This is a genomic window from Streptomyces sp. NPDC052036, assembly GCF_040680495.1.
Taxonomy (GTDB): domain Bacteria; phylum Actinomycetota; class Actinomycetes; order Streptomycetales; family Streptomycetaceae; genus Streptomyces.
Genome location: NZ_JBFAWW010000002.1, coordinates 40,434 through 54,270, shown reverse-complemented (window position 1 = coordinate 54,270; position 13,837 = coordinate 40,434). Strand labels below are relative to the sequence as shown.

Annotated in this window: 15 protein-coding genes; 6 read left to right on the top strand and 9 right to left on the bottom strand. The window is 71.5% G+C overall.

Going from position 1 to position 13,837, the window contains the following annotated elements; translation table 11 throughout:
- Window positions 1–44: 44 nt before the first annotated feature.
- Window positions 45–1,718 (bottom strand): diguanylate cyclase CdgB, encoded by a 1,674-nt coding sequence (cdgB, locus tag AB0L95_RS04305; protein WP_365156694.1) that lies wholly within the window; start codon window positions 1,716–1,718, stop codon window positions 45–47.
- A 425-nt stretch (window positions 1,719–2,143) separates the two neighbouring features.
- On the opposite strand from cdgB, the gene AB0L95_RS04300 reads away from it, so the two are divergent.
- Window positions 2,144–2,719, top strand: a complete 576-nt coding sequence (locus tag AB0L95_RS04300) for a flavin reductase family protein (protein WP_365156691.1) — start codon at window positions 2,144–2,146, stop codon at window positions 2,717–2,719.
- A 3-nt stretch (window positions 2,720–2,722) separates the two neighbouring features.
- Here AB0L95_RS04300 and arfB read toward each other — a convergent pair whose 3' ends face one another.
- Window positions 2,723–3,151: an alternative ribosome rescue aminoacyl-tRNA hydrolase ArfB gene (arfB, locus tag AB0L95_RS04295; RefSeq protein WP_365156688.1), complete on the bottom strand. Its 429-nt coding sequence runs from the start codon at window positions 3,149–3,151 to the stop codon at window positions 2,723–2,725.
- A 159-nt stretch (window positions 3,152–3,310) separates the two neighbouring features.
- Between arfB and AB0L95_RS04290 the strand changes: the two genes are divergently transcribed.
- Window positions 3,311–3,886, top strand: coding sequence for a TerD family protein (locus tag AB0L95_RS04290; protein ID WP_365156685.1), 576 nt, complete (start codon window positions 3,311–3,313; stop codon window positions 3,884–3,886).
- 107 nt (window positions 3,887–3,993) lie between these two features.
- Window positions 3,994–4,515, top strand: coding sequence for a GNAT family N-acetyltransferase (locus AB0L95_RS04285; RefSeq protein WP_365156682.1), 522 nt, complete (start codon window positions 3,994–3,996; stop codon window positions 4,513–4,515).
- Window positions 4,516–4,544: 29 nt separating this feature from the next.
- On the opposite strand, the gene AB0L95_RS04280 is transcribed toward AB0L95_RS04285, so the two are convergent.
- Complete coding sequence (locus tag AB0L95_RS04280; protein ID WP_365156679.1) at window positions 4,545–5,945, bottom strand: M1 family metallopeptidase; 1,401 nt, start codon at window positions 5,943–5,945, stop codon at window positions 4,545–4,547.
- Window positions 5,946–6,009: 64 nt separating this feature from the next.
- On the opposite strand from AB0L95_RS04280, the gene AB0L95_RS04275 reads away from it, so the two are divergent.
- Window positions 6,010–6,510: a hypothetical protein gene (locus AB0L95_RS04275; RefSeq protein WP_365156676.1), complete on the top strand. Its 501-nt coding sequence runs from the start codon at window positions 6,010–6,012 to the stop codon at window positions 6,508–6,510.
- 11 nt (window positions 6,511–6,521) lie between these two features.
- On the opposite strand, the gene AB0L95_RS04270 is transcribed toward AB0L95_RS04275, so the two are convergent.
- On the bottom strand, window positions 6,522–8,030 hold the full coding sequence (locus AB0L95_RS04270; RefSeq protein WP_365156673.1) for an MFS transporter: 1,509 nt from the start codon (window positions 8,028–8,030) through the stop codon (window positions 6,522–6,524).
- 134 nt (window positions 8,031–8,164) lie between these two features.
- Here AB0L95_RS04270 and AB0L95_RS04265 point away from each other — a divergent pair, with 134 nt between their 5' ends.
- Entirely contained in the window at window positions 8,165–8,839 is a 675-nt protein-coding gene (locus AB0L95_RS04265) for a pentapeptide repeat-containing protein (RefSeq protein ID WP_365156670.1), read from the top strand.
- A gap of 17 nt (window positions 8,840–8,856) precedes the next feature.
- Here the strand turns inward: AB0L95_RS04265 and AB0L95_RS04260 are convergent, their stop codons facing one another.
- The 3 genes from AB0L95_RS04260 to AB0L95_RS04250 all read right to left on the bottom strand — a co-directional run bounded on the left by AB0L95_RS04260 (window position 8,857) and on the right by AB0L95_RS04250 (window position 11,554).
- Window positions 8,857–9,330, bottom strand: coding sequence for a GNAT family N-acetyltransferase (locus tag AB0L95_RS04260; protein WP_365156667.1), 474 nt, complete (start codon window positions 9,328–9,330; stop codon window positions 8,857–8,859).
- 141 nt (window positions 9,331–9,471) lie between these two features.
- Window positions 9,472–10,878: an FAD-dependent oxidoreductase gene (locus AB0L95_RS04255; protein ID WP_365156664.1), complete on the bottom strand. Its 1,407-nt coding sequence runs from the start codon at window positions 10,876–10,878 to the stop codon at window positions 9,472–9,474.
- A gap of 10 nt (window positions 10,879–10,888) precedes the next feature.
- Complete coding sequence (locus AB0L95_RS04250; protein WP_365156662.1) at window positions 10,889–11,554, bottom strand: rhomboid-like protein; 666 nt, start codon at window positions 11,552–11,554, stop codon at window positions 10,889–10,891.
- A gap of 330 nt (window positions 11,555–11,884) precedes the next feature.
- Between AB0L95_RS04250 and AB0L95_RS04245 the strand changes: the two genes are divergently transcribed.
- Complete coding sequence (locus tag AB0L95_RS04245; protein WP_365156659.1) at window positions 11,885–12,913, top strand: methyltransferase; 1,029 nt, start codon at window positions 11,885–11,887, stop codon at window positions 12,911–12,913.
- Between the two features lie 91 nt (window positions 12,914–13,004).
- On the opposite strand, the gene AB0L95_RS04240 is transcribed toward AB0L95_RS04245, so the two are convergent.
- Both AB0L95_RS04240 and AB0L95_RS04235 read right to left on the bottom strand, forming a co-directional pair.
- Window positions 13,005–13,337 (bottom strand): TcmI family type II polyketide cyclase, encoded by a 333-nt coding sequence (locus AB0L95_RS04240; protein ID WP_365156656.1) that lies wholly within the window; start codon window positions 13,335–13,337, stop codon window positions 13,005–13,007.
- A 20-nt stretch (window positions 13,338–13,357) separates the two neighbouring features.
- Window positions 13,358–13,837 carry an SRPBCC family protein gene (locus tag AB0L95_RS04235; RefSeq protein ID WP_365156654.1) on the bottom strand — a complete coding sequence of 160 codons (480 nt, stop codon included), beginning with the start codon at window positions 13,835–13,837 and terminating at the stop codon, window positions 13,358–13,360.

Below are 13,837 nucleotides of genomic sequence, written 5' to 3'. Positions count from 1 at the left end.
CTCACACGGGTGTTCTTCCCATCACCCCTGCACTGAGCTGGGCTTTATCCCGCGCGTCGATGCTGTTTGGGACGAGATCGTTTCTCCACGTACATCCGCTCGTCAGCGGATTTCAACACTTCGTCCGCCGTCATTCCGCAGTGGGCCCAGCCGATGCCGAAGCTGGCGCCGACCCGCATGGCGCGACCGTCGAGCCGTATCGGCTGGATGATCTCGTTGCGCAGCCGTACGGCGAGGTCCTGGGCGTCGGCCTTGCCGAGTCCGTCCGCGAGGACGACGAACTCGTCGCCGCCGAGCCGGGCCACGGTGTCTCCGTCGCGCACGCCGCGGGTGAGCCGCCGGGCAACCTCGATGAGGACGGCGTCACCCGCGTTGTGCCCGAAGCGGTCGTTGATCGACTTGAATCCGTCGAGGTCGCAGAAGAGCACCGCGAGCCCCTTGGTGCCGTCGTCGGTGTCCCGGTCGGGGGCGACGGTGTGCACATGGTGGTCGAAGCCGTCGAACGGCCCCGGGCCGGTGTGGAAGTCGAAGGCGTGCCCGCTCCCGTCGTACGCCGCCGGGTGGTCGGTCTCGTAGGCGCCGTACGCGGCGTCCAGGGACTCGGCCGCGCCCGGCGGCAGGGACTGCGGCCGCTGGCACAGCCGGGCCGACAGCCGGGAGCGCAACTCGGCCGAGTTGGGCAGACCGGTGAGCGAGTCGTGGGAGGCGCGGTGCGCGAGCTGCAGCTCGCGGCGCTTGCGCTCCTCGATGTCCTCGACGTGGGTGAGCAGGAAGCGGGGCCCGTCGGCGGCGTCCGCGACGACGGAGTTGCGCAGGGACACCCATACATAGGTGCCGTCCCGCCGCCCGAGCCTCAGCTCGGCCCGGCCGCCCTCGGCGGAGGTGCGCAGAAGGGTGCCGATGTCCTCGGGGTGGACGAGGTCGGAGAACGAGTAGCGGCGCATGGCGGAGGCGGGCCGGCCGAGCAGCCGGCACAGGGCGTCGTTGGTGCGCAGGATCCGCCCGTGCTGGTCGCCACCCATCTCGGCGATGGCCATGCCGGAGGGGGCGTACTCGAAGGCCTGCCGGAAGGACTCCTCGCTGGCGCGCAGGGCCTGCTGCTCCCGCTCCAGGCGGACCAGGGCCCGCTGCATGTTGGCCCGCAGCCGGGCGTTGCTGATGGCTATGGCGCCCTGGAAGGCGTACATCTGCAGCGCCTCGCGCCCCCAGGCGCCGGGCCGCCGCCCGTTGCGCGGGCGGTCCACGGAGATGACGCCGATCAGCTCGCCGGTTCCGCCCTGGACACCCGGCGTGTACATCGGCGCGAAGAGGCGGTCGGAGGGGTGCCACTCGTCCTCGAAGCGGGGCTCCGGGCCGTCGGTGTACCACTGCGGGACGTCGTCGTCGTCGAGGACCCAGCCCTCGGTGTGCGGTATGAACCGCAGGTCGCCCCAGGCCTCGCCCATGCTGAGGCGGCGCTCCCAGGAGGCGCGGGAGCCGACGCGGCCGGTGATGAGCGCCTCGGCCGCGGAGTTCCCGGCGAGCGCGGCGACGACGAGGTCGCCGTCCTGGCGTACGAGGTTGACGGCCGCCAGCTCGAAGCCGAGGCCGGTGACGATGCCGTCGGCGACGGTCTGCAGTGTGTCCGCAAGGCTGCGGGCGGTGTTCATGTCCGCCATCACCTGGTGCAGCTGCCGCAGGGTGGCCAGGCGGACATACGGCTCCGACTCGGTCTCCATTCGCCCCCTCCCCTCGAGATCTCGCAGCAACTCCAGGGATGCTTCGGCGTCCTACGGTTCTCTCGGTCTTCCTCGGTGCGCTACTCGGAGTACTCCGGGTGTAGCGTCATGCAGCGTCCCCGCCACTGAATCACAGCGCGCTGCCCACTAGGTACACAGGGTCAACAAAATACGGCACCTGTGACTCAAGTCACAGAAAAACATGAACAATTGGGTGCGGATTCCGCGCTTTTCCGACGCATTCCGCGAACACAATTCGTCACCGTGTGCAGACACTGTGATCATACGGGCCAACCGAGCGCACCCGGCGCCGAGTTGGGATCAGCGGAAGCCCGGTCCCCCCGGCGCCTCGGCCGCCGGACCTAGGTCCCGCATCGGCCCCGGGCCCGATGCGGGGGCCGGAGGGTGCCTACTAGCGTTCTTGTGTGCTGAACACTCCGCTCGCCCCGCCGCTGACCGCCGTACCGCCCGCCTCCGGGCATCCTGAGGGGGTGAGCAACGACGAGTTCCGCGCGGCCATGTCCCGGCTGGCCACGGGCGTGGTCCTGGTGACCGCGCACGAGCCCGCGCTGGACCCGGAGGGGCCGAGCGGCGAGGACGTCGGCATGACGGCCAACGCGTTCATGTCGGTGTCCCTGGACCCGCCCCTGGTCCTGGTCAGCCTGCGCGAGGGCTCCCGGATGGACGACCTGCTCGCCGAACAGCCCCTGTGGGCCGTCTCGGTGCTCACGGAGAACCAGCGGCACATCGCGGGCCGTTTCGCGATGAAGGGCCGCATCAGTGACCGGCTCCTGTTCGAGGACATCGCCTACGCCCGCGGGGAGTCCTCCGGCGCACCGCTGGTGGGCGGCGCCCTGGGGACCCTGGAGTGCCGCACGGAACAGCGCGTGCGGGCGGGCGACCACACCCTGGTGATCGGCCGGGTCCTCACGGCGCAGGTGCCGAGCACGGAGGGCGGACCGCTGCTGTACTTCCGGGGGCGCTACCGCCACCTGGGCTAGGGGCTAGCCCCAGTCCCGGCCGGTGCGGCCCCGCTTGGTGTCGCCGCGCCGCTTCTTCTCCCGCAGCCGGCGTTCGTTGATACCGCGGGGGATCCGGGTCGGCGTGCGCGGCTTCGGCGGCGGAGCCGTCGCCTCCGCGAGCAGGGAGGCCAGGCGTACGGCGGCGGCCTCGCGGTTGCGCCACTGCGAGCGGTGCTCCGAGGCGCGGACGGTGAGGACACCGTCGACGAGCCGCCCCGCCAGCCGGTGCAGGGCCCGCTCCTTCCACACCTGCGGCAGCGCCTCGGTGCGCGCGAGGTCGAATCGCAACTCCACCTGGGTGTCGCTGGTGTTGACATGCTGTCCGCCGGGCCCGGAGGAGCGCGAGAAACGCCACATCAGCTCGGCCTCGGGAAGCGAGACGGAGCCACGGATGATGTGAGGACCGGACATGACGTCCATGTTCCCGTTTCCAGGCGGTGCGCGTCACCCGGATTTCCCACGGAAGGTAAAAAAGGTAAAGAGACCCGGAACCATATGTACCCCTCTCGGCGTTCCTATGGGTGGCGGTAGCTTCATCCGCACACGCACCGAGGGAAGGGACTCCCAACAATGGCTGTAAGCCTGTCCAAGGGTGGCAACGTCTCGCTCACCAAGGAGGCTCCGGGCCTGACCGCCGTCACCGTGGGCCTCGGCTGGGACGTCCGCACCACCACCGGCACGGACTTCGACCTCGACGCGTCCGCGATCGCGGTCAACACGCAGGGCCGGGTCTACTCGGACCAGCACTTCGTGTTCTTCAACAACAAGCAGACCCCGGACAGCTCGATCGTCCACACCGGTGACAACCGCACCGGCGAGGGCGCGGGCGACGACGAGGCGATCAACGTCAACCTCGCGGCGCTCCCGGCCGACATCGACAAGATCGTCTTCCCCGTCTCCATCTACGACGCCGAGTCCCGTTCGCAGAACTTCGGCCAGGTGCGCAACGCGTACATCCGCATCGTCAACCAGGCCGGCGGCCAGGAGATCGCGCGCTACGACCTCTCGGAGGACGCGGCCACGGAGACGGCCATGATCTTCGGCGAGCTCTACCGCAACGGCGCGGAGTGGAAGTTCCGCGCGGTCGGCCAGGGCTATGCCTCGGGCCTGGTCGGCATCGCCCAGGACTTCGGCGTCAACGTCTGACACCGGCAACGCTCGTCCTGGAGCCCCCCGTCCACGGTGCTGCGCGGACGGGGGGCTCCGGTCGCTCTCCGGGCCCCGGACGCCCCGCGCGGGATACGTTGGCGTCCGTGATCCTCCAGCCCCTGCGGCTCTCCGCCGACCACGACATCCCGGCCCCGCTGCTCACCGAACTCACCGCGCTGTACGCCTCCCACCGCGTCTACCACGCGCTCAGCGGCGACTTCCCGGACCCGGACGACATCCGCCCCGAACAGGTGGCGACGGCACTGGCCGACGAGTTGGCGAACCCGGACGCGGAGGTCCTGCTCGCCCGCGCCCAGGGACGCCTGGTGGGGATCGCGATCACTCTGGCCCGCCACCCCGACCCGGCCGACCCGGACCCGTGGATCGGCCTGCTGATGGTGGACGCGGCCCTGCAGCGACAGGGGTACGGCCGGCGCCTGGCCGTGCTGGTCGAGGAGCGCCTGCGCACCGACGGCCGGACCGCCGTGCGCCTCGCGGTCCTGGACGGCAACACCCGTGGCCTCGCCTTCTGGACGTCCCTCGGCTACGAGACCGTCGCGCACCGCCCGGACCTCCGGAGGGCCCGCCCCTGCACCGTGCTCCGCAAGGCGCTCCGGCCGTCCTGACCGGGACCGCCCGCCCCCGGTGAGATTCGCTAGGGGTGCTCCGGTTTCCCGTCCCCGTACAGCCAGTCCCGCCAGATGGGGCCGAAGTCCTTGTGCGGGGCCTTCTTCTCCACGTACGCGGTGAAGTCGGCCGTGGACGCCTTGCCGTGGCGGTGGGCGGCCGCCCAGCCCTGGATGATGTCGTAGAAGGTGTCGTCGCCGACGGTCTGCCGGATCTTCTGCAGGACCATCGCGCCCCGCTCGTAGACGGGGCTGTCCGAGACATGCGCGGCGCCCGACGGCTTCGCGGGCGGGAACGCCCAGATCGACTTGTTCTGGTCCGGGTCGTCGTAGTAGTCGCCCCGGTAGAGCGCGTCGAAGGTCTGCTGGGCCGTGTCACCGCCGTGGTCCTCGCGCCACAGCCACTCCGCGTAGGTCGCGAACCCCTCGTTGAGCCACATGTCCCGCCAGCTTTCCGGGGTGACGGAGTCGCCGTACCACTGGTGGGCGAGCTCGTGGACGAGGGTCTCGGTGTCGGGCGCGCCGGGGAAGACCGGGCGGTTCTGGGTCTCCAGGGCATAGCCCGCGGCGCCCTCACGGGCGACGACCGCGCCGGTGGAGGAGAAGGGGTAGGGACCGAAGTTGTCCTCCTCCCACTCCATGATCTCCGGTATCCGCGCCAGCGCCTCGCGGCTCGCCCCCGTCTGCGTCCGGTCGACGGCGACGTACACCGGCAGGCCGTTCTTCAGGGTGGAGCGGGTGACCGTGAAGTGCCCGATCGCCACCGTGGCGACGTAACTCGCCATCGGCTCGGAGGTGTGCCAGGCATAGGTGGTGCGGCCGTCCCGGGTGGTCTCGCGCGTCGGTTCGCCGTTGGAAACGGCCTGGAGCCCCTCGGGGACGGTGATCGCGATGTCGTACGTCGCCTTGTCGGACGGGTGGTCGTTGCCGGGGAACCACGCCATCGAGCCCGTCGGCTCGCCGAGCGCCAGGGCGCCGTCGTCGGTCCTGAGCCAGCCCTCCTTCGAGCCGTCCGGGTCGGTGAGGGTCTCGGGTGTGCCGGAGTAGTGGACCGTCGTACGGAACGTCTCGCCCCGGTCGAGGTCGGTACGGGGACGCACGGTCAGCTCCTGTCCGGCGCGGTTCCAGCGGGCGCCGTGGCCCTCGACGGTGACGCTGCCGACGTGCATCCCCTGGAGATCCAGGTCGAAGGCGGAGAGGTCCTCGGTGGCGCGGGCCGTGATCACCGCCGTGCCGGTGAGCCGGCGGTGCGCCGGGTCGTAGGCGAGGGTCAGGTCGTAGTGCGTGACGTCGTATCCGCCGTTGCCGGCACGCGGGAAGTACGGGTCGTGCAGTCCGAGGCCGCCGGGCGTGCCGTGCACCCCGCCGCCGCAGGCCGTGAGCGTGACAGTCAGCAGCACGGCGGGGACAAGGCGTATGAACCGGGACACGTAGGTGATCTTACGGTGCGGCCCGCGGGGGCGGGGCGGGCCGCGGCGTGACACCATCGCCCCCGTGCTCGACATCGGCTACGCCCTCTCCAACCGCTTCCCCGACCCCCCGCAGACCGACTACCGCCGCGCGGACGTCCACGCCCTGCGGCACGACCTGTTCTGCGGTGACGTCTATCTCGCCGACACCAAGGCGGACCGGGAGCTGTCCACAGCCTGGGGATGGGTGCCGGTGCTCGACTTCGCGTGGGCGCTGTGCGACATCGTCGAACTGCTCGACCGGGACCCGCTCGGCAGCCGCGCGGCCCGGCCCCAGCAGGCGGAGCTGGACTTCACCGAGTCCACCGACCGGCTGCTCTTCGAGCGCCGCTTCGGCTGGGTGGACATCGAGGCGGAGTGGCTGCCGGCGTCCGAGCCCCCGCTGTCCTTCTCCCACACCGAACTGCGCCGCGAGGCCCGGGACTTCCTGCACGACCTCGTCGCCGATCTCACCGACCTCCATGAGGATCTCGCGGACAACCCGGCGATCTGGACCCTCCAGTCCCGCTTCCCCCGCCTCGGCTGAACCGCCGGCCGCTATCGGCGCCGGGCGTCCTTGGGCGTCGGCGTCCCCCTGGGGCCGTGTGCCGGGGCCGCGGCCCTGACGGTCACGCCCGCGACCAGCCCCGCCAGCAGCATGACGCCGGCCGCCCACCAGATGGCGACGGTGTAGCCGTGGACCACACCCTCGCGGACGACGAGCCCCTTCCGGGCGGAATCGGGCAGATGCGCGGCGAGGTACGCCGTGGCACTGCTCGTGGCGATCGTGTTCAGCAGCGCCGTACCGATGGAACCGCCCACCTGCTGCGAGGTGTTGACGGTCGCCGACGTCACCCCCGAGTCACGCGGCGCGACATCGGCGGTGGCGGTCGCGAAGACCGGCATGAAGGTCAGGCCCATACCGAGCCCCAGCAGCACCAGTCCGGGCAGGATCGCGGTCGTGTAGTGCGAGTCCACGGTGATCCCGGTGAGGATCACCATGCCGCCCGCCGCCAGCAGCAGGCCCGGCACGATCAGCAGGCGCGGTGCCACCCGGGGCAGCAGACGGGCCGAGATCTGCGTCGAGCAGACGACGATCGCCGCCGTCAGCGGCAGATAGCCGAGACCCGTCCGCAGCGGCGAGTAGCCGAGGACGACCTGCAAGTAGTAGGTCAGGAACAGAAACAGCCCGAACATGCCGATGACGGCCAGGGTCATCGTCGCGAAGCAGCCGGCCCGGTCGCGGTCCCTGACGATGTGCAGGGGCAGCAGCGGCTGCGGCGCCCTGGTCTGCCACCACACGAACGCCCCGAGCAGCGCCGCGGCGGCCGCGAACAGGGCGAGGACCAGCGGGTCGGTCCAGCCCCGCGGTTCGGCCTCGCTGAACCCGTAGACCAGCGCGACCAGTCCCCCGCAGCCCAGCAGCGCGCCGGGGACGTCCAGGCGGGCGCCCGTGCGGCGGGGGCCCGCGGGCAGCAGCACCAGGCCGCCGACGACGGCGCAGACCGCGATGGGCACGTTGACGTACAGGCACCAGCGCCAGTTCAGGTACTCGGTCAGCAGCCCGCCCGCGAGGAGCCCGATCGCCGAGCCGCTGCCCGCGAGCGCGCCGTAGATGCCGAAGGCCCTGCCGCGCTCCCTGGGGCGGGTGAACGTGGTCGTGAGCAGGCTGAGCGCCGAGGGGGCGAGGACGGCGGCGAAGGCGCCCTGGAGCGCGCGGGCGCCGAAGAGCATGCCGGACGTGGTGGCCGCGCCGCCCAGCGCGGACGCCGCGGCGAAACCGGCCAGTCCGGCGACAAAGGTGCGTCTGCGGCCCGCCAGGTCCGCGATCCGGCCGCCGAGCAGGAGCAGCCCGCCGAAGGCCAGGGTGTACGCCGTGATCATCCACTGGCGGTTGCCGTCGGAGATGCCGAGCGCGCGCTGGGCGGACGGCATCGCGATGTTCACGATCGTCGCGTCCAGGACCACCATCAACTGGGCGAGCGCGATGATCACGAGGGCCCACCAGCGGCGGGGGTCATCCGGGTCGTCGAGGCCCGCCGGCACGCCCTTCGGGGTGACGCTCACCCCGCCAGAAGACCATGGATCAGGGGGCCCCGCATCTTCGGCCGGGCGCGCCCTCGAAGCCGCCCCGGGCGTGCCCTTGGGGGATGTCGTCGCAGGTGGGAGGGATTGTCGGTGGCGGGGTGCAGCATGGGGGCATGGTGCGGAACGATCGGGTGGTGAAGCCGGCGCGGCGGCCGGAGGTGCGGCTGCCGGAGCTGGTGGCGTTCACGGACGGCGAGTTGACGCCGGACGGGGACTACGACGGGCTGGAGTTCCGGGACACGGACCTCGCCGGGCAGGACGGCGGGGGTGCCCGGTTCCTGGACTGCGCGCTGAGAGGCTGCACGCTGGACGAGACGCGGTTGCACCACGCCCGTGTGGTGGACTCCGTCCTGTCGGGGATACGGGGCGTGGGCACGGACCTCGCCGAGGCGAGCCTGCGTGACGTGGAGCTGGTGGACGCCCGGCTCGGCGGGACGCAGCTGCACGGCGCGGTGCTGGAGCGGGTGCTGGTGCGCGGCGGGAAGATCGACTATCTGAATCTGCGCAGGGCAAGACTCAAGGACGTCGTCTTCGAGGGCTGTGTCCTGGTCGAGCCGGACTTCGGGGGCGCCCGGCTGGAGCGGGTCGAGTTCGTGGACTGCGTGCTGAAGGGGGCCGACCTCACGGCGGCGACCCTGGTGGACGTGGATCTGCGCCGTGCGGCGGAGCTGGACATCACACGCGGGGCGGACCGGCTCTCGGGCGCGGTGATCAGCCACGCCCAGCTCCTGGACCTGGCGCCCGTGCTGGCGGGGGCGTTGGGCGTCCGGGTGGCCGAGGACGCCTGAGCCCACGGGCCGGGTGTCTACGCGGGCTTCCCCAGCTCGGCCAGGGCCCCGTCCGTCAGGCGGTACACGGTCCACTCGTCCTGCGGGCGGGCGCCCAGGGCCTCGTAGAAGCCGACGGCGGGGCGGTTCCAGTTCAGGACCGACCACTCCAGGCGCTCGTAGCCGCGGGCGACGCAGATCCGGGCCAGTTCCGTCAGAAGCGCCGTGCCGTGGCCGCCGCCCCGGGCCTCGGGGCGCACATACAGGTCCTCCAGGAAGATCCCGTGCACGCCCCGCCAGGTGGAGAAGTTCAGGAACCACAGCGCGAAGCCGACGACCTCGCCGCCCTCCTCGGCGACATGCGCGAACGCCGCCGGGCGGTCGCCGAACAGGGCCTCGCGCAGTTGCTCCCGGGTCGCACGAGCCTCGTCGGGCGCCTTCTCGTACTCGGCCAGTTCACGGATCAGGGTGTGCAGGACGGGGATGTCGTCGGGGGTCGCGGTGCGGATCATGGGCGCAGTGTCACACGGCGGGGACGGGAGCCGGCAAGCCCCGTTCCCCGCCGTCCGCGCCGGTCGGCGCCGATGCCGAAGGTCGTTCGGTCCCCGCCGTCCCTGCCGTCCCCGCCGTCCGGCGGGGACGGCGAAGGTCGTTCAGTGCCGCCCGGCCACCCGGTCCGCGAGCTGCGCCAGCCTCGACGACTCGGCGGCCGGAGCGGTGAGTTCACGTCGGTCCGCCGCTCGGTAGGTGGTGTACATGCCGTGCACCCCGAGCCAGCGCAGCGGCTCCGGCTCCCATTTGCGGACCCGGTGGTTCACCCACGGCAGGTCGGTCAGATCGGTCCCGCCGGCCTGGCCCGAGTCCTGCTGGACGAGGTCGCGGAGGGTCCGCGCGGCGAGGTTGGCGGTGGCGACGCCCGAGCCGACGTAACCGCCCGCCCAGCCGAGCCCTGTCGCACGGTCCAGGGTGACCGTCGCGCACCAGTCGCGCGGTACCCCGAGCACACCCGACCAGGCGTGGGCGACCCGCACCCCGGCCAGCGACGGGAAGAAGCGGACCAGGATGTCGTGCAGCGCCTCGACGGTGGCGGGCTGCGTACGGCCGTCGTTGTCCGTGCGGGAGCCGAAGCGGTAGGGCACACCCCGGCCGCCGAGCGCGATCCGGCCTTCGCCGGTGCGCTGCGCGTACATGTACGCGTGCGCCATGTCGCCCAGCGCCTCGCACCCCTCCCAGCCGATCTCGGCCCACTGCGCGTCGGTCAGCGGCTCGGTCGCGATCATGGAGGAGTTCATCGGGAGCCAGGTGCGTCTCTGCCCCTTCAGCGACGCCGTGAACCCCTCGGTGCAGCGCAGGACATAGGGCGCGCGGACCGTGCCGTAGGGCGTCACCGCGTGCTTGGGGCGGATCTCGGTGACCGGCGTGCCCTCGTGGATCGTCACGCCGAGCGCCTCGACGGCCGCCGCGAGGCCCTTGACCAGCTTGACCGGGTGCAGCCGCGCTCCGTGCGGGGTCCAGGTCGAGCCGACCGCGTGCGCGACCCTGATCCGCTCGGCGGTCCCCCGCGCGCCGTACAGTTCGCGGTCCTTCTCGCCGAACGACAGCTCGTGCTCGTGGAACGCCTTCAGCCGGGCCAGCTGGGCGGGGGTGTACGCGACCTCCAGGACGCCGCCGACGCGCACATCGGCGTCGATGCCCTCCTCCTCGGCGGCCCGGACGACCTCGGCGACCGTCTCGTTCATCGCCTTCTGCAGACGTACGGCGGCCTCGTGGCCGTGCAGTCGCGCGTACCGGTCGCGGCCCGCGATGCCGTTGTAGAGCCAGCCGCCGTTGCGTCCGGAGGCGCCGTAGCCGCAGAACCGCTGCTCCAGCACGGTGATGCGCAGGAAGGGGGCCGCCTTCTTCAGGTAGTAGGCGGTCCACAGGCCGGTGTAGCCGCCGCCCACGATCACGACATCGGCGGTCGCGTCCCCGGCCAGGGGCTCCCGCGGGGCGGGGAGGCCGTCGTCGGCGTACCAGAAGGAGATGCCGCCGTTGACGACACCGCTCGCTGCGCTGTTCATGGGGCGGACGTTAACTCCTGAGGGTGGCCAGTGTCTCCTTCGGATTCCATGCTTTTCCGCGGCTCCGGGTCAGCGGATAGCAGCCGAGACCGATCAGCACCGAGATGAGATGTCCGAAATCGGTGAAGGTGGGAGAGAGGACGAAGGGGACGGTGTACACGGTCAGGACGACCGCCAGATAGACGTAACGCCAGGGCGCCGCGATCCGGTAGGCGAGCACCGCCACGACCCCGGCCAGGGCGTAGCTGACCCCGATGTCCAGGGTGTCGGCGGCGGAGAGCGGGGCGACGCCCCGGCGTATCGCCTGGAGCAGAGCTCCCTCGCTGGCGAGGGTGGCCAGGACATGCGCGGCGACGCACACGGCCAGCCAGCGCGCGGTGCCCAGCCAGCGCTCCGCCTGCGCGTGGAAGACGGTGTAGAGCACGGCGTACGGCAGCCAGTGCCCGCCGTCGATCCACATCGCGCTGGTGATGAGCACGCGGACGGGATGGGCCGACAACTCATGGATGTTGGTCGACCGCTGGCGCAGGAAGTCCTCCTCGACCTGCGGCGACATATGGTGCAGCGCGACGGTGGTGACGAACAGGACCGCCAGCCAGAGGTAGGTGCCCGGGGCGCTGCGGACGTATGCCGCACCCGCTCCGAGTCCACGCCTCAGCCGTATCACCGGGTCCATATACGCCAGTATGGTCGGCCACGCGATCGGTGCGCCCGGCGAGCCGGCCGTCCTCGCTGCCGGGCTACCGGGATCCGGACACGGATCGCGCGGCTCCCCCGGAGGCGGACCGACCTGCGGCGACGGCACCGGACGCGGGCGTATCGCCCCTTCTCCCGCACGCGCGTTCACCGTAGACACGCCACCGGATGGCCGATCCGGCTTTCTATCCTCCATAAGGGGTCATAGCGTACAGAATATGACGAAACGCCATATCGCCTGTCTGGCGTGCACAGCAGCGCTCGTCGGGTCGGGACACCCGCCGGCGGACCCGGAGAGGAAAGGCGGCACATGACGACCGCAACCCCCGCCCCACCGCCGTCCATGCGGCTGAGGGAGCTCGTATTCGGCGCGGCCTGCGCCGCCGCACTCCGCGCCGCCGCCCGCCTGGGCGTCGCCGACGCGCTGGGGGACAGCCCCATGAGCGCGGACGACCTCGCCGCCGCGGTGAAGACCGAACCGCGCCCGCTGCGACGGCTGCTGCGTGCGCTGTGCTGCTACGGCGTCTTCACCGAGCACAAGGACGGCACCTTCGCGCACACCGAGATGTCCCGGCTGCTGCGCGAGGACGACCCGGGCAGCCTGCGCTCCATCTCCCTGTGGTGCACCGAGCCCTGGACCTGGGACGCGTGGCCGCGGCTGGACGAGGCGGTACGCACCGGCCGGAACGTCGTCCAGGACCTGTACGGCAAGGAGTTCTTCACCTATCTGCACGAGGACGCCCCGGAGTCGGCCGACGTCTTCAACCGGGCCATGACCACCTCCAGCGAGCAGTCGGCCCGGGACGTCGCGGAGTTCCTCGATCTGACGGGGTGTGCGTCGGTCGCGGACATCGGCGGCGGCCAGGGACATGTGGTGGCGAGCCTGCTGGAGAAGTACCCCTCGATGCACGGCACCCTGCTGGACCTGCCGCCCGTGGTGGCGAACGCCGTGCCCCGGCTGCGCGAGCAGGGGGAGTTCGCGGACCGGGTGACCATCGTGCCCGGTGACTGCCGCGCGGCGGTCCCGGTCCGGGCCGACGTCTACGTCATCAAGAACATCCTGGAGTGGGACGACGACAGCACCGCCCGGACGCTGCGCAACGTCGTCGCGGCGGGCGGGCCGAAGGCGCGGGTCGTGGTCATCGAGAACCTCGTCGACGACACGCCCTCGATGCGGTTCAGCACCGCCATGGACCTGCTGCTGCTCCTCAACGTGGGCGGCGCCAAGCACACCACCCGGAGCATGGTCGACCGGCTGACCGCCGCGGGGCTGGTCATCGAGGAGGTCCGCCCGGTCAACCCGTATCTGCACGCGTTCGACTGCACCGTCCGCGCCTGACCCCACCGCGGCGGGGCACACCGCTCACAGCACCGGTCGCCGGGTCCGCGTCCATCGCGCGGGCCCGGCGACCGGTGGTCGTATGGGCGGTTCAGGAGGCGACATCCCGCTCCCAGAGGTAGAAGCGCTGCGCCATCGCGTCCTTGGGCGAGCGCCAGGTCGCGGGGTCGTAGGCGCTGACGTACGCGGAGAGCCGCTCGCTGATGTCCCGGAACTCCGGATGCCCGGCCACCTTGGCGATGGCGGGGCCGGGGTCCCGGTCGGACTCGACCAGGTGCATGTACACATCGCCGAACTGGAAGAGGCTGCGCCGGGTGACCCCGACGAGATGCGGCAGCTCTCCCCGGTCGGAATCCTCGAACACCTTGGCGATGTCCGGGGCCGAGCCGGGGGCCATCCGGGCGACGATCAGGGCTTGGTGCATCGGCCTGTCCTCCGTCCGGCTCAGTCGGTGAGGGCCGGCGCGGGCCGGTGCTCGGCGGCGACCTGCTCGATCCGGTCCCGGATCAGGGCCATCTGGACCTTGGAGTTGCGGTTGATGTTGTCCGTCATCCAGGCGTCGTCGACCGGCGCCTCGGGCTTCATCTCGAAGTCCTGCGTCCACACCATCCGGGTGCCCTCGGTGACCTCCTCGTACTGCCAGCGGATGTTCATGTACGCGAAGGGGCCCGGCTCGACGCGGCGGGCCTTGACGCTGAGCGCGGGGCGGTCGACCTCGCGCTCCGAGACCCAACTCCACACCGTGCCGTTCTCGTCGGGGTGCATGGTCAGCCGGAAGGTCGTCCGGTTCCCCTCGCGCGAGAGGACCTCGCAGGAGGCGTACTCGCTGAACAGCCGCGGCCAGTTCTCCAGGTCGTTGGTCATGTCCCAGACGAGGTCGACCGGGGCGGCGATGGTGATGGCGTTCTCGGTGTGTCCGGCCAT